Annotated in this window: 10 protein-coding genes; 5 read left to right on the forward strand and 5 right to left on the reverse strand. The window is 70.8% G+C overall.

Features of this window, described 5'->3' with window-relative positions; all coding sequences use genetic code 11:
* Nucleotides 1–44 precede the first annotated feature (44 nt).
* Nucleotides 45–1,022 carry a helix-turn-helix transcriptional regulator gene (locus tag ABD830_RS09200; protein WP_344986079.1) on the forward strand — a complete coding sequence of 326 codons (978 nt, stop codon included), beginning with the start codon at nt 45–47 and terminating at the stop codon, nt 1,020–1,022.
* Between the two features lie 128 nt (nt 1,023–1,150).
* Here the strand turns inward: ABD830_RS09200 and ABD830_RS09205 are convergent, their stop codons facing one another.
* Together ABD830_RS09205 and ABD830_RS09210 are read right to left on the reverse strand one after the other, a co-directional pair.
* Nucleotides 1,151–2,371, reverse strand: a complete 1,221-nt coding sequence (locus ABD830_RS09205) for a hypothetical protein (RefSeq protein ID WP_344986080.1) — start codon at nt 2,369–2,371, stop codon at nt 1,151–1,153.
* A gap of 254 nt (nt 2,372–2,625) precedes the next feature.
* Complete coding sequence (locus ABD830_RS09210; protein ID WP_344986081.1) at nt 2,626–3,465, reverse strand: LysR family transcriptional regulator; 840 nt, start codon at nt 3,463–3,465, stop codon at nt 2,626–2,628.
* A 93-nt stretch (nt 3,466–3,558) separates the two neighbouring features.
* Between ABD830_RS09210 and ABD830_RS09215 the strand changes: the two genes are divergently transcribed.
* The 3 genes from ABD830_RS09215 to ABD830_RS09225 all read left to right on the forward strand — a co-directional run bounded on the left by ABD830_RS09215 (nt 3,559) and on the right by ABD830_RS09225 (nt 5,875).
* Nucleotides 3,559–4,296: an SDR family NAD(P)-dependent oxidoreductase gene (locus ABD830_RS09215; RefSeq protein ID WP_344986082.1), complete on the forward strand. Its 738-nt coding sequence runs from the start codon at nt 3,559–3,561 to the stop codon at nt 4,294–4,296.
* A 386-nt stretch (nt 4,297–4,682) separates the two neighbouring features.
* On the forward strand, nt 4,683–5,501 hold the full coding sequence (locus ABD830_RS09220) for an alpha/beta fold hydrolase (RefSeq protein WP_344986083.1): 819 nt from the start codon (nt 4,683–4,685) through the stop codon (nt 5,499–5,501).
* The gene (locus tag ABD830_RS09225; RefSeq protein WP_344986084.1) at nt 5,498–5,875 is read left to right on the forward strand and encodes a hypothetical protein; all 378 of its coding nucleotides are present in this window, start codon (nt 5,498–5,500) and stop codon (nt 5,873–5,875) included. The genes ABD830_RS09220 and ABD830_RS09225 overlap by 4 nt, the downstream gene beginning before the upstream one ends.
* Nucleotides 5,876–5,923: 48 nt before the next feature.
* On the opposite strand, the gene ABD830_RS09230 is transcribed toward ABD830_RS09225, so the two are convergent.
* Complete coding sequence (locus ABD830_RS09230; RefSeq protein WP_344986085.1) at nt 5,924–8,959, reverse strand: endo-1,4-beta-xylanase; 3,036 nt, start codon at nt 8,957–8,959, stop codon at nt 5,924–5,926.
* Between the two features lie 566 nt (nt 8,960–9,525).
* On the opposite strand from ABD830_RS09230, the gene ABD830_RS09235 reads away from it, so the two are divergent.
* Nucleotides 9,526–9,798, forward strand: coding sequence for a hypothetical protein (locus ABD830_RS09235; RefSeq protein ID WP_344986086.1), 273 nt, complete (start codon nt 9,526–9,528; stop codon nt 9,796–9,798).
* Nucleotides 9,799–10,194: 396 nt separating this feature from the next.
* Here ABD830_RS09235 and ABD830_RS09240 read toward each other — a convergent pair whose 3' ends face one another.
* On the reverse strand, nt 10,195–10,734 hold the full coding sequence (locus tag ABD830_RS09240; RefSeq protein WP_344986087.1) for a hypothetical protein: 540 nt from the start codon (nt 10,732–10,734) through the stop codon (nt 10,195–10,197).
* Between the two features lie 318 nt (nt 10,735–11,052).
* Nucleotides 11,053–15,543, reverse strand: coding sequence for an AAA family ATPase (locus tag ABD830_RS09245; RefSeq protein ID WP_344986088.1), 4,491 nt, complete (start codon nt 15,541–15,543; stop codon nt 11,053–11,055).
* Nucleotides 15,544–15,584: the final 41 nt, after the last annotated feature.

The raw sequence follows: 15,584 nt of genomic DNA on the forward strand, positions 1-15,584 counted from the left end.
AGCTCGATACCGGGCAGAACCCGTCCGGATAAAGAGAGAGACCTGTGTCACAGCCGACAACCCGTGTGCTGGCGATGCTCGAGCTGCTCCAGGCCCATCACCGGCTCGGCGGTCGCGACCTCGCCGACCGGCTCGGCGTGGACGAGCGGACCGTCCGGCGGTACGCGGCCCGGCTCGCCGATCTCGGGATCCCGGTCACCGCCGAACGCGGCAGGTACGGCGGCTACCGGCTGATGCCCGGCTACCGGCTCCCGCCCCTGATGCTCACCGACGACGAGGCGACGGCCGCCGCCGTCGGCTTGCGCGCCGCGCGTCGCCTGGGCCTGGTGGCCGGGGCCGCCGACGCCGCCTTGGCCAAGATCCTCCGGGTCCTGCCGGTGCGGCTGCGGGATGAGGTCGGAGCGCTGGAGGAGACGCTCGACTTCACCCTCACCGAGCGTGCCGGCGCGGCACCGGCGAGCCGGGCCGTGCTGACGCTGGCCGCCGCGATCCGCGACCGCCGCCGCGTCACCCTCCGCTACCGTTCGTGGAAGGGCGAGGAGACCCAGCGCGAGCTGGACGGCCATGGCCTGGTCTTCCACTCCGGACGCTGGTACGTCACCGGACACGACCACCGGTCCGGCGAGACCCGTACGTTCCGCGTCGACCGGATCGCTTCGGTCACCCCAGGCGCGGCGACCTACGACATCCCCGAGGACTCCGACCCGGTCAGGCATGTCATCTCATCGCTGGCCCGTGTGCCTTACACCCACACCGTCAAGGTCCTTCTGCATGTCCCGCTCGCCGAAGCCGCTCGGCGCATCCCGCCCTCCGTCGCGGAGCTCACCGCCGTACCGGACGGGACCCTGCTGAGCATGCGCGCCGAATCCCTCGACGGCGCCGCCACCATGCTCGCCGGCCTGGGCTACCCCTTCACCATCACATCCCCGGACGAACTACGCGCCAGCCTCCGCCACCTGGCCGAAACGCTCCTCGATCAATCCCGAGACCCCGCCCCAGGTCTGGGACGACCGCCTCGATGACCCGGATGGCCGGGACGTGCGGCGGCAGCGCCTCCGCCACCGCCGTCCCCGGCAGGCCGCCCGCGCTCCGGTCGCCGACGTAGCCGACCGTCTGCCGCACCTCGGTGTTCCGCCCTTCGTACACAGGGTCAGGACAGGAGGTCGAGGGTGCGCGCGACGGCCTCGCGACCCTCGCGCACCGCCGCCGCCAGATCCTTGCCCGCAGGCCCCTGCCAGGTCAGGCGGGCGACCGTGGTGCCACGCCGCACGACCACCTCGACATGCGCGACCGAGTCACGGGCTGTCGGGTGGGGCGGCAGGTCGGGCCGACGCACGGCGAGGCCGGCCAGCTCTCCGCTCCACGGACCTCGGGTGAAGGGCTCGATCTTGTACGGGACTCTGACGTACTGGACGTCGTCCTGCTTGCCGCAGGGGGTGACGAAGGTCTTCCCGTCATAGCTCTTCAGTTCGTCCTCTGGTGTGACCAGCAGGCGGCGCGTCCTCTCGGCCGTTCTCTCGTCCGGCAGTACGGCCACCTCTTCGCGCACGGTGACCCGGCCCGTGAGCGTACGTACGAGTACAGGCACGGCGCCGGGCATGCGCTTACTCTCCAGCAAGCTCCTACAGGTCAGGTCGGGATCTTCCATACCGTCCCAGACCGTCATGTCTTTCCCGTACGCCGACGGCGGCGGCAGCGCGGCGGCCAGAGCGGCCGTCCTCCCCGTCGACTCAGGGCCCCGCCCTTCCGGATCGCCGCCGACGGCGGCCAGCACGGACGCGACGGCGGCGGCGCCCTGCGACACCTCCTCTGGAGCCGGACCTTCGCCGTACTCGGTGGCCCAGTACCACGACACCTCGGCCAGAAGGGGCCCGCGGGCGGCCACGACGACACCGTCGACGGCCCAGTCACCGTTGTCGGAGCTGTGCGGCCCGGCGGTCGCCAGCAGGGTGCCGCGCCAGCCGCCACGGGCATAGTCGCCGATGCGGGCGTCGCCGGAGTCGCGCGCGCACACTTCGGCCGCGTGACGGGCGGCCTCCAGCAAGTCGTTCGCCTGCCCGGGCGAGGTGAGCCAGAACCGCACCAACAGCGGCGACGCCGGCAGCTCCACCACCTTCAAGCCCGCGCTGTAGGCGGGCACGCCTTGTGGCGACGACAGTTCCTGCTGGCACTGCGACAAAAGGGGCACCTGAAGCGACCAGGCGCGGTGCTGTCCGTCCTCCGTGAGGGCCGCATCCAGGTACCCCCTCAGCCGGTCGGCGATCTCCTCGGCCGACATGACCGCCTTGTCGGGCACGGGCAGCGGGGGCGCGTGCGGTACCAAACAGCCGTAGACAACCAGCAGCATGGCCGCTGCCATGACGATGCCCATCGCTCGCCGCCTTGTATGACCCATGAGATCTTGGACGCGGAGGGCGTAGCCGTGGTTCTGATCTCGCCTCAGGTGTCCGTGCCGACGTATCTGGTGCAGGTTGCTGGTTGTTGCCGGCCATGGCGTTGTCGTCGGTGGTGGTCACGGCTGAACTTCATCAATCCGGCGCGAGCGGTCGGATCTTGTCGCCAGTCGCTGACCGGAAGACGATACTGCTGTGACCAGCGGGAGAACCTCGCTGCAGCGGGTATCGGCTAGAGGCGTGTCGCGGTTCGGACGAGGTCGGCGACGGCTTTGGATCTGCTGTGTGGCGGCCAGGCGATGACGGTCGTGACGGCCGGTGCGTCCGGCACCGGCACGACGGCGTGGTCGTCGCGCAGCTGGTCTCGGAGCGACTCGGGTACGACGGCGCAGGCCAGTCCGAGCGCGATCAGTTGGAACAGTTGGGTATGGTCGCGGATCTGCGGGCCGGGGCCGTCCGGATGGCCGCCACCCCGTCCAGGCCAGCGCGGCAGGGGCAGGTCCGTCTGGGCATTGACCTCGGCCAACGACAGATGCGCCCGGTTGGCGAGGGGATGACCCTTGGGCAGGACCACGACCTGCTGTTCGGTGTGCAGATCCTCGGTGTCGAATCCGGCTGTCGTGTCGTAAGGCCGGTGGAGCAGAGCAACGTCGGCACGCCCGGTGCGCAGCAGACTTTCCGGCTCGCCCGGCCCGCACAGCATCACCTCGACGGCCACGGCGCCCGGTTCGGCGGCGTAGGCGTGCAGAAGCTTCGACAACAGTTCCCTGGACGCTCCGGCCTTGGTGGCCAGGACCACACCGGGCCGGTCAGCCGCGGCGCGGCGGGTGCGGCGCTCGGCGGCTTCGACCGCGTCGAGCGCGGTCCGGGCCTCCCGTAGCAGCACCGACCCGGCCTCGGTCAAGGCGACGGCGCGAGCGGTGCGGTGCAGCAGAACGACTCCGAGCCGCCGTTCCAGCTGCTGGATCGCCCGCGACAGTGGTGGTTGCGCCATCGCGAGCCGTTGTGCCGCCCGCCCGAAGTGCAACTCCTCGGCTACGGCGACGAAGTAGCGCAACTCCCGCGTCTCCACCAGCTCATCGTATCCGGCGCTGACCACGACCAATACTCGTGCGGTATCGCCGCCCACCTGACCGGTCTTGGACGCCCCACCCGAGTCCGCAACATGATCGACGGCATGAGTGAACGGACGATCGCGCTGGTGACCGGCGCGAACAAGGGAATCGGATACGAGATCGCCGCAGGCCTGGGCGCCCTTGGCTGGCGAATCGGTGTGGGCGCGAGGGATCAACGACGCCGCGACACCGCGGTCGAGAAGCTGCGCGCGGCCGGGGCCGATGCGTTCGGCGTGCCGCTCGACGTCACCGACGACGAAAGTGTCGCCGCCGCGGCCGAACTGATCGCCGGCCATGCCGGAGGGCTCGACGTCCTGGTCAACAATGCCGCGATCACCGGCGGCGTGCCACAGACACCGACCACGGTCGAGCCCGCGACCGTGCGAGCTGTCGTGGAAACCAACGTGATCGGCGTCATCCGGGTCACCAACGCGATGCTGCCGATGCTGCGCAACTCGGCATCACCGCGGATCGTCAACATGTCCAGCAGCGTCGGCTCGCTCGCCCTGCAAACCACCCCCGGCATCGACATGGGCCCGGTTCCCGCCGCCTACCTGGCCTCGAAGACCTTCCTCAACGCCCTCACCATCCAATACGTCAAGGAACTGAGCGGCACCAACATCCTGATCAACTCCGGCTGCCCCGGCTTCACCGCCACCGACCTCAACGGCTTCCAAGGCGTCCGCACACCACAACAGGGCGCGGCCATCGCGATTCACCTCGCAACCCTGCCCGACGACGGACCGACCGGCGGATTCTTCGACGACGCCGGAACGGTGCCCTGGTAATAGCCCCACCGGCACGAACCATTCCCGTTCTCGACGTCAGCCGCGCATCGCGCGCCACAGGAGAAGCAAGACCGCCGGCGTCGCTGGTGCCCGTCCGCGTCAACAACGTGCCGGCCTCATACAGCCAGTGATCCGACGCCCTCCAGATCGGCGTCGGCGAACCACGCAACGTCGGGGTTCTTGGGCCCTGATTGCGCGGGACCCGGTCCTGGCTGTCGACGAGGAGGACGCGGGCAGTGGGGCGCATGATCGGCTCAGGCACGAGCACGACCCTACGCCGGTAAGGCGCTTACCTGGCACGTAATTGGCACGCCTACCTCCACACCGGAAGACTCGTCTCATCAGCACCGCACACCTACCCGCACCACGACATTGGGAGCACTGAGATGTTCTTCGAGACGAGTGACGGCACCCGCCTGGCCTACGAGGACTACGGCCAGGGCCGGCCGATCGTGTTCGTGGCCAGCGCGATGCTCTGCGCCGACATGTGGGAGTACCAGATCCCGTACTTCGTGGAGCAGGGCTACCGTTGCATCGCCCTCGACCGCCGCGGGCACGGCCGATCCGACCGTCCCAGCACCGGTTACGACATGGACACCGCGGCCGACGACCTGGCCGTGCTGATCGAGCTTCTCGACCTGCGTGATGTGATCCTGGTGGGGCACTCGATGGGCGGCGCCGAGATCGCCCGGTACCTGACCCGGCACGGCGACGAGCGGATCGCGCGGATCGCGCTCATCTCGGCCATGCTGCCGTTCATGCGGCAGACCGACGACAACCCCGAAGGGATCCCCGGCGCCCTGCTGGACGCGTCGATCGCCGCGCTCGACGCCGACCGGCCCAAGTGGCTGGCCCGGCAGGCCCAGGCGTTCTTCGCCACCCACCTGGGCAACGACGTCTCCCCGGCGCAGGTCGACTTCATTATGCGCCAGTGCCTGGAAGTCTCGCCGTGGGCGGTGCGCCAGGCCCAGCGCAACGTGGTGAACTTCGACCACCGGGCCACCCTGCCCGAGATCAAGGTCCCCACACTGGTCGTCCACGGTGCCGCCGACTTCTCCGCGCCCATCGACGTCACCGGCCGCCGCACCGCCAAGATGATCCCCGGCGCCGCCTACCACGAGTACCCGACCGCCGGCCACGGCCTGTTCGTCAGCCACCGCGACCAGCTCAACAGCGACCTGCTCGCCTTCATCGAGGGGCGTTGACCCACCGCCGGCGCGGCTCCTCAGCGGCGCAGGCGCTCCAGGACGAAGGCGACGCGGGCGGCATGGGCTGGCAGGTCGTGGACTACAGCAAGCCGCAGGAGGAGATCGTCGGCAACCTGGTCCGCAGCGAGCGAACCCAGGCCGACTACCTGTCCACCGTCCTGGAGGTCTTCGACTCGATGAACCTGTACGGGGCGCTGGTCTACCAGTTCGCCACCCCCGACGCCCCGCACCGCCGCGAGCCGCGCCTTGACCTCGACATGGCCAGCTACAGCCTGGTCAAAACGATCAGAGACTCTCCGTCGAGATGGCATTGGGAGCCGAAACAGTCCTTCCATGCGGTCGCCCGCCAATTCGCCCGTCGGCCGCACTGAGCGTATGGAGCACGTGTCCGGGTGCCTGCGCCGCGAGCCACGGCCCACCTACCCCTGGGCCAGGCGGAGGACGCCCCAGTGGCTGGTGTCCAGGTAGCTGCGGCCCGTGCTGTCGTTCCAGGTCACCGCGCTCGTTCTGGCCGCGCCCGTCGCGTCGTTGACCTGGATGTCGAAGCCCAGCAGGGTGCCGGGCGCCAAGGTGATCGTGGGCAGGTCGACGGCCGCCTCTACGACGTAGCCGCCGGGCACCGCCCTGGTCGCCGCCTTCACGTGGTCCTTGACGCCGCCCGCGTCGAACGTCCCGCCGACCGTGACCCGGCCCGAGAAACTCACCCGGTACTGGCCGTCGTCGTCCTCGTACCCCTTGGTCTTGCCGTTGCCCGGGTCCACGAAGATCTCGACGGAGTCCTGCTCCCACGGGTTCGGGGACTCCTCGCTCAGCGCGGGGTCGGAGACCTGGGCGAGGACGTACAGCGTCGATCCGCTCCACAGCGAGCGCACCTTGGCGGTGGCGCCGGAGGTGCCCTGGATCCAGGTCCCGGTGCGGATCTCCGGCGCGGCCGACCAGGCCCGGTCCACGATGCCGTCGAGCACGGGCGCGCGGTGGGCGGCCGACGTCAGCTTGATCGCGGCCGTCGGCGTCACCTTCCCGTTCCAGACGGCCTCGCCGGAGGAGTCGTGCACGGTCACGGTCACGTCCGTGCCCATCCCGACCAGCGCCTCGACGCGGTACCCGGTCGTAGTCCGCCGCACCGCCGCCTTCGGGACTCCGTGTTGCCCGCCCGTCGCGCCGCCGGAGAGACTCCCGCTCTGCCCGTCCGTCGCCCCGCCCGAGAGACCCCCGCGCCGCCCGACCACGTACGGCGTGCCGTCCACGGTGAACGTCACCCGGTCGTCCTTGCCGGCGGTCGGATCGGTGACCTCGGCGAGCAGGTAGAGCCCCTTGGCGGACGAACGTGCCTGGAACCCGGCGGACACGTCGCCCACGCGCGCGATCGGCGAGTCCGGCAGCAGGTCCCACTCGAGGTCCCGGCCGCCGTCCACCTTGGGCGTCCCGGCCGGCGCCTCCAGCCTCCGTACCGAAGGCGCCAGCCGGGACGGGTCCACGATGCCCCAGTACGCGGGCTTGGCCTGCAGCTCGTCGTCGAAGGGCAGCGGCGCGTTCAGCCGGGGGATCGGCCAGGACCGCAGCCAGCTCACGTCGTCCGACTCGCCCCACACCGTCACCGAGCTGAGCTTCGCGGCCTGCCGGCGGAAGACGTCGAACAGCTCCTTGTACCGGTAGCCCTGCTGGACGAGTAGTTCAGGCGGGATCGTGTCGTACGAAGAGACGAAATCCGTATAAATGCTGACATCGAGTTCGGTGATCTGCTGGTCCACGCCGAGCGTGGCGAAACGCTCGATCGTCGCCTCGACGGCGGAGGCGGGCGGGTGCTCGATGTTCAGGTGGAGCTGGTGGCCCACGCCGTCGATCGGCACGCCTTCGTCCTTGAGCCGCTTGACCAGCGCGTACAGGGCCTCACGCTTGCGGGGGAACTCGGTGTTGTAGTCGTTGATGAAGAGCTTGGCGGCCGGGTCGGCCTCGTGCGCGACGCGGAAGGCCGTGCGGATGAAGTCGAGGCCGGCGATCTCGTACCACTTGGAGTGGCGCAGGCCGTCGGGCTGGTTCTCGTCCACGACCTCGTTGACCACGTCCCAGGCCGCGATCTTGCCCTTGTACCTGGTCACCAGCGTGCGCACGTGCGTCTCCAGGCGCTTGAGCAGCAGCTCCTTGTCGGCGTTCTGGAAGACCCAGTCAGGGGTCTGGCTGTGCCAGGCGAGCGTGTGACCGCGGATCGTCATGCCGTGCCGGGTGGCGAAGTCCACGAGGTAGTCGCCGTCGGCGAAGGTGAACTCGCCCTCCCTCGGCTCGGTGGCGTCCCATTTGAGCTCGTTGCCGGGCGTGACGCCGTTGAAGTGCCTGGCCAGCAGCTCGCCGTGCACGCCGAGCGTGTCGGGCCGGGTGAACGCCGAGCCCATGACGAAGGGCACCTTGTCCTTGAGCGCGGGGATGTCGGTCTGGATCGGTTTCGGCTGGACGTACGTCATGGAGAAGTCGTCCAGGTAGAAGGGGAACGTACCGCTGTCGGACTCGACGTACAGGCTGAGGAAGTCGACGTCGTACGCGAGCGTGTACGTGCCGGACAGCCGCACCCACTCCCCGGCCGGCATGTCCTTCGGCGAGACCACCCGCTCGTAGCTCGGAGTGCCGCCGCTCCTGCGCTCGATCGACAGCCCGAGCCGGCCCGACGCGGTGTCCGGCCCGAGCCGCACCCATACCGACAGGGCGTACTTGTCGCCCTTGGCCATCCGGCCGAGCACGTTCAGCGCGGGGCCGTCCCAGGAGGCCGACCGGCCGCCGACCGCCAGCGCGCGGCTGCCCGCGTGCGCGGCGGCCGTACTGGACTCGAGGGTGGCGGCGGCCCTGGGGGCCCAGTCCTGCGTGGTGCCGTCCTCGAAGTCGCTGCTGATCGGCTCGCGCGTGGGATCGCCGAGCGGGGTGATGACGATGTCGTCCAGATAGAACCGGCCGGTGGCGTCGGAGCTCTCGGCGTAGAGCTGCACGCCGGTGGACTCGGCGGTGAACTGGTAGGTGCCCGTCAGCCGCACCCATCCCCCGTCGGTCACGGTGGCCGCCGCGACCCGCTCGTACGTGGTGTCGCCGCCGGCCGGGGTCCGCTGCACGGTCAGCGCGATCGCGCTCGACGGCTGGCCGCTCACGAGCCGCGCGTACGCGGTCACGGTGTAGCCGACGCCCCTGACGAACGGCGCGTCGATCGACGCGCCGTGCCACGTCGCGGTCCTGCCGGTCGTCAGGAGGCTGCTCGTCCCGCCGTGGGCCGCCTCCGCCGTCACCGTGACGGAGACGCCGTCGCCGCGCGGGCCCCATCCCTGGGTGGTGCCGCCCTCGAAGTCGTAGCTGAAGTCTGCCTTGGAGGACGTGAGGTCTGTCGCGGCGTGCGCCGAGTCCGTCGCGGCGTGCGCGGAGACCGCGGGCACGAGGCATAACAGGGCGGCGGCCACCAGGGCTCGAAGGATGCGCACGATGCTCCCGCTGAAAGTTTCATGAAAGCGCCGATAAATAGCAGGCGGACTGTAGATGTGGCGCGCTCCAGCAGTCAAGATCGTCCACTATCTTAGAATCGATTGTTGCTGCAATAGTGCAATGTCGCTGCAGGCCATTGACGGAGTGAGCCTGCCAAGTCAGCGTTTCGTACAACCGATTGCCGCACCCCCTCGGCGAGGTTGCAGCTCACCCCCGAACAGGCCGCCGCCTTCACCCCGGAGAGGTACCTGGCGGGCGGCGACGGCTGGAACCCGGTCCGCCGGCACCGCCCGACCCCGCGCGAGCCCAGCCGCGAGACGCTGCCACGCGACGACGGCTGGGCGTCGGCCACCACCGGCACCACCGGTGGTTCGGCCGCCCGCCCGCAGGACGTCCACGTCGTCGGCACCAGGGCCGAGCTGGTGGCGGCGCCCGGGAACCCGGCCGACAACACCCCGAGGATCGTGTACGTGAAAGGCGCGATAGACGCCCGCACCGGCCCTGACGGCACGCCGCTGACCTGCGACGACTACGCGGTGAACGGCTACAGCCTGGCCGCCGCGGCGTGGGCTTCGGCTCCAATGTCTACGCCGAGAGCAACGCCTTCGACGGCATCGCCGCGGCGAAGGTGCTGTCGGTGTTCAAGGGCACCGCGATCACCGCGAAGAACAACCTGATGGACGGCGCACCGGCCGACCTGGTGGCCGCGTACAACGCCGCCAACGGGACGTCACTCGGCGCCGACGCCGGCTGGACGCCAACCCTGTTCACCCGCATCCACCCGCCCCAGGCGGTGCGCCTGCTCGTCGCGGGCGCGGGCGCCGGCCGCCTGCGCTGAGGTGGCCGGCGGCGGACTGCTTACCAAGAACCCGCAGAAAGCCATCGGCCTTCAGGCCGTGGATGAATGCGGCCCCGCCAGGGGATGGCCCGCCGAAGGCGGGGCAGACCGGAGCGCACAGCGCGGACCCGGAACCTTGCCGAAATCACTTGCAGCAGTGACGTGGCCGGGTCTACAGTCGGTGACGGTCGAACAAGCGAGCGATAACCAAGCCGCGCGGAAGATCGCTTTTATGGAACAAGGCGGCCGGGCTGGTCGTCTCAGGACGTGGAGACTTCGGGGTTGCCCGGTCTGTGAAGCGTCAAGCACCCCGTTCCATAACCTATGGCGTCCAGCGCTGTGGGTTGCCGCCGCAGGCGGCACGGGAATCCTCGTCCCTTCAGGGCGAGGTGCAGGTCAAGAAGCCCCGGTGTACGGCGCGATGGTCGTCGCGGTGAGCGCGGTCCCGAGGTAGCCGGCCAGGGAGTGAAAATTTCCCAGGCCGATGAACGCCTCGTCGTGGAGATCAACGGGGAAGCGATCGCCGAGCCGCTGGGGGACGGCGACGAGGTCTCCCGGGTCGGCCAGGTTGACCCACCTGGCCGTGCCCGGAGGCCGCGCGCCTTTCCCGCCGACCGGCCCGGGCTCGAGCACGTCGAAGACGGCTCCCGGCAGGCCGAGCGGCGAGCCGAGCGTGACCAGCAACTCCACCTCCAGGTCCGGATGAGCATGCAACGCCTCGTAGGTGACCACCGAGCCGAGCGAGTGTGCCAGGACCACCCGGGGCCGGTGCTCGCTGATCGCCTCGGCGACCTGCGCGCGAGCCTGCCGTCGCCGCTCTGGCGTGGCGAGATAGGCGTGCACCTCCCTGGCGAACGCCACCGCGATCCGGGCCAGCAGGCTCACCGGCACTCGGCGGCGCCGCGCCAGCCAGTCGAGTCCTTGCCGGACAGGCATGGTCACCGGACCCTGCGCATCCGCGGGGTCGGGCACGCCGGCCCCCCCGCAGCCACGCCCAGGCGAGCGACGCCTCCTCCGCCGACAGGGACTCCACCCGCTCGTCGTCGCCCGCCCCCTGCGCTTCCGCGGCGGCGAGCAGGTGAGCGTAGTAGGCCGCCCGTAGCTCGGGCACGGGAGAGGTGAAGCCGGCCGCCGCGAATCCCCTGGCGAGGTTGGGCTGCCACTTCCCGGCCAGCGCCGCCGCCGCCTGCACCGGGTCGAGCCCGCGCTGCCGGTTGCCGATCCCGTGCACGGCAAGGACCGGTGACGTCACGTTCATCGAATCTCACTTTCGCCGGGCAGGGAGAACAGGGCCAGCTCCGGCCCGAAGCTGACGACGAAACCGCGCGGATGCGGCAGCAGCCATCGCGCCGGGTACGGCACGATCAGCGGCGGTCCGTCGGGTTCACCGGTGGCCGCATCCCACAGGCACACCCGATGTCCGCTGGTGGTGACCAGCCGCGCGCGACCGCCGGCCTCGGTCACCACCGCCGATCCCACGGCCTCGTCGTGGGTCAGGTCCATGACCGGACGGCGATCGGACAGGTCCAGGACCCGCACCCTGTTGGCGGTGCAGATGAGCATGTGAGCACGTCCGTCGATGTCGGCGAGCTCGCCGTGCGTGATCGGCCAGCCGCTCCCGGGAAGGGTCCAGACCACGCGGCCATCGGACAACCGGATCACCCGGAAGGTGTCGCCCGACGTCATGAGGGCGTGCGCCGTGCCGTCGATGCCGGCCGCCAGCAGCTGCCTGCACCGGGACAGGTCCCGGACCCACCGGGTGGAGGCGTTCACCAGGTTCCGCGCGTGCAACCAACGGCCGCTACCGACCACGGCGTGGGGCCGCCCATTGATCTCGGCCGCCATGACGCGGTGAACGGGCCTGGCGAACGCGAGGGTGTGCAGGAGCACCGCATCAGGGAGGCTCCATACGTGCACGAGGTGCTGCGGCCCGGGACAGGTGGTGAGCGCGTGCGCACGGCCCTGGAGGTCGGACACGGTGAGCACGCTCACGCGCCGGTCATGGCGGAGCCTCTGTACCTGGACACCGTCGGCCAGATCCCACACGCGCACCTCGTTGCCGCCCGAGGCGGTCAGTCCATAGGCGCGGCCGTCCACGGTGGCCACCACCGCCGAACCGATAGGCCGGTCGCTCCTCAACGTGCGCACGAGGATCCCGTTGGCCAGGTCCCACACCCGCGCGTCCCGGTCGCCGGCCGTGGTGAGGCCGTAAGGTCTTCCGCTCACCTGGGCCGCCGCGATCGTCCCCACGGGGGTTGAGTGATGCCTGATCCCTCCGGCCACGTCCCAGACGCGGACGACGTGGTCGAGGTCGGCGGTGAGGGCCAAGGGCCGCTCGCCGTTCCAGGTGAACGCCGCCGCCTGGACGTTGCCGTGGTGGCCGGAGAAGGTGTGGTGCAGGCCGCTGCCGGTCAGATCCCACGCGTGCAGGCTCTTGCCGCTGACGGTGAGCGCATGAGGCCGCCGCAGGATCTCGGCCACATCTACCACCTCTGCCGGTCCCTTGTGGACGAGCTCGTGGTGGAGCACGCCCGTGTCGAGGTCCCAGACGGACACGACGTTCCTGCTGGTGGTGAAGGCGTGCGGGCGTCCGTCGAGCTCGAACGCCGTGATCTCGCGCACGGGGTCGAGGTGGTCGAGGGAGCGGCGGAGCGCGCCGTCGGTGAGGTCCCACACGCGTACGCCGTTCTCCGCGGTGGTGACGGCGTGGGGACGTTTGCCGATCTCCACGCCGGCCACCGCGCGCAGGCCGCGAAGATGGCGCAGGATCCGCCGCTCAGCCCCGTCGGTGAGATCCCACAGGCGCAGGCCGTCCTCGGCGTAGGTGAGCGCGTGCGGGCGCTGGTGCACGGTCAGCGGCTCCACGTGCCGCACCGGTGCCCCGTGTCCCAGTTTGCAGCGGCGTACGCCCCCGGCGAGGTCCCAGACGTGCACGGTCTTCCCGGCGGTGATCAGGGCGTGCGGGCGGCCGTCGATCTCCGTCTCCCCGATCCCCTGAACCTGGGGGCCGTAGAGGGTGGCGTGGCGTTGCGTGCCGTCCGTCAGGTCCCAGAGCCGCACCTCCGTCCCCGCGGCGATCAAGGCATGGGGACCGCCCGGCATCTCTGCCACCCGGACGGCCTGCACCTGCTGCCCGCAGGTCAGAACATGTCGCTCCGTGCCTTGCTCCAGGTCCCAGAGCCACACCTGCCTGCCCTCGGCGGTCAGGACATGGACGCTGCCGCCGATCTCCGCCGTCGTCATCGCTCTGACGTGGTGGCGACGGCTGAAGGCACGCCGCAGGGCAGGATGGATGTTCGCGTTCGTCGCCCATACCGGGCGTGCGGCGGGCGAGCCGCCCTCGGCCACGGCGTGGGCGAGCTCCGGATGGCGCCAGCGGACCGCGTCCAGCTCCAGCAGGCGGCGGCGGTCCTCGGGGGCCCGTCCGGGATGATGCTTGATCGAGGTGTCGAGGATTCGGGCGTGGAGCTTGGCCGTACGGTCGGTGGCGCGGTGCGCGTTGGCCGCCGACGTCACCGGGTCGGCGTGCACCAGGAAGCCGGGGTCGAGCAGCAGGGCGTTGACGGCCTGCGGACCGGCCGCGGCGGCGTGCTCGACGAGATGGCGGCGCACGTACGGCGAAGCGAGGTCCCACAGCCGGCTCCTGCCGTCGGGCGCAAGGGGGACCGTGTCCCGCAGCCTGGTGAAGACCGCTTCGGCGAGGCTCCGGCCGGTGATCCCTTCGCCGGGCCGGTCCTTGCGCAGGTGCTCGACGACGGCGTGGTGGAAGAAGCGGTAGAGCTGGCGTCCGTCGGGGCCGGTGCTGGTGCGCAGGTAGAAGGTCGCCGCCGCGAGCGCGCGCCGCGTGTCGGACGACGTCCGCGCCAGGACGTGTGACCCGAGATCGCTGCCGGTGGCGAAAGTGGTGGCCACCGAGTGGAGGGCCTCGAGCGGCATGCCCTCGCCGCGTGCGAAGGCCACTGCCCGCAGCACCGGACGCAGCCATGGGTCCTGCTCGATGAGCGTTTCGAGGTGCAGGTCGAGCATGCCTGGCAGGTCGATGGGGAGGCGCTCGACGCTCGCACGGGCATCCAGCGGGGCGCGCAGCCGAGTGAGGTAGTCGGCGAACAGCACGGCCAGGAGGAAACGGCCGTGATGGCGGGCGCGGGTGAGCCGATCGGCGACCTGCCGTGCGACCTCGGCGACCGCGCCGGCCGGGCCGTGAGTCGCGAGCGGCCACAGCGCGTCCTCCAGGTAGCCGGCGAGGTCCACGGCGAGTTGCGGGGCGGGCACACGATCCAGGTCGATCAGCTCGCCGTCGCTTCTGAGGCGTTCCCGTAACGCGGGGAAGCCGCGCCAGGGGCGGGTGCCGATGAGCACCCGGCACAGCGGCCGCCCGTCGCGGGTCGCGGTGACGAGGGGCAGCACGACCTCGGTGACGATTTCCTCGGCGCGCAGGGCCTCGTCGAGGGCGTCGAGCACGACGACAGCGCGCTGGGATCTGTCCCGCAGCCGCTCCAGCACCGCCTGAGTGGTCCATGGGCCGCCGGCAGGAGGATCGCCCAGGCGGAGTTGGCGGGCGAGGGAGGAGAGGATCTCGGCCTGGCCGCGCTCGCGGGTGTGGACCGCGGCCAGGAAGGGATGCACGTTCGGCCGCTCAGCGGGGAGGATGCGGCCTCGGATGGAGTCCGCGATGTCGTGGAGGTCCTGGTGCGCCAGGCAGAGCGTGACGCCCAGCAGAGCGGACTTGCCGGCGCCGGGCCCGCCCGTCACCACCAGGAGCGACGGTTCGGCGCCTGCCGGGTCGTCCAGCCAGGCGTTGATCCGCAGGCGCTGTTCGCGACGGCCCGTGAAGCGGCACTGCGTCGCCGCCTGCGACGACGTGCCGGAGGCGCGGGAGAGGAAGTGCAGCGGGTCCAGACCCGGGGCCGCGTCGGCGGCGAACTGCCACAGCGCGCTGTCGCGCCGCCGCTGGAACTGGTCGGACAGGTTGTCGGCGTAGGCGGGATTGGGGAAGAACGGCGGCGGCTCGGCGGACGCCTCCAGCCGCGGCGTACGTACCACCGTCTGCCCGAAGCGCTGCTCGTCCTGCTCGGCGAGGCGGGCCAGCTCGCGGTCGATCTCCTCGGCGAGGGTCTCGACCGGGATGTACGCGAGCGCGGGCGAGACGTCCAGCAGGCCGTCGCGCAGGCGTTCCAGAACGGTCGTGGTCGCCTGGGTGAAATGCGCCTTGTACGCCTTCTCGTCCTCCGTGCACGCGGCAATGACCCAGGACCTCCTGTCGCGGGCCCGGATCCCTTGCACGAGCTGGTACACCGCCGCCCGCCCCGCCCCGCACACGTCCAGCAGGAACAGGGTGGGAGCGCCGTCCCGCGTGTTCTCCACCTCGTCCAGCCACGCGTTCACGTAGACGGCGGTGCGAGGCAGAGAGCCTGGGTCGCTGTCGCGCGCCGCCAGATACAGGCTCGTGTCCGAGCTGCCGAGCACGCCGTGCCCGCTGAAGTGCACGATCAGCGCCTCGCCGGCTGCGCGCCCGCGCAGTTCCTGCCACGCCTCGTCCACTTCGGCCAGCGAAGGGTGCAGCAGCGGCGCGTCGCCGTGCACGCGCAGCCCCTGGAGGCGGGCCATTGCTCGCGCCAGGTCCGTCACAGCGGGGGCCACGCAGGCCAGCGACTCGAACCCCGTCTCCGCCGATCCCATGGGATCCCACTCGCCCTGCTCCACCACCCGGAACGAACCGGCCCCCACCACGAGCGCCCGTGTCACCGTGCCCCGTCCTCCTCATAGGTCTGGCCAGATAATCAAGC

Origin of the sequence: Nonomuraea helvata (assembly GCF_039535785.1) — a bacterium.
Classification (GTDB): domain Bacteria; phylum Actinomycetota; class Actinomycetes; order Streptosporangiales; family Streptosporangiaceae; genus Nonomuraea; species Nonomuraea helvata.

Coding starts and splice junctions, on each gene's coding strand:
- ABD830_RS09240 (WP_344986087.1), bottom strand. CDS start 10,734: ATGCCTGTCCGGCAAGGACTCGACTGGCTGGCGCGGCGCCGCCGAGTG.
- ABD830_RS09220 (WP_344986083.1), top strand. CDS start 4,683: ATGTTCTTCGAGACGAGTGACGGCACCCGCCTGGCCTACGAGGACTAC.
- ABD830_RS09205 (WP_344986080.1), bottom strand. CDS start 2,371: ATGGGCATCGTCATGGCAGCGGCCATGCTGCTGGTTGTCTACGGCTGT.
- ABD830_RS09215 (WP_344986082.1), top strand. CDS start 3,559: ATGATCGACGGCATGAGTGAACGGACGATCGCGCTGGTGACCGGCGCG.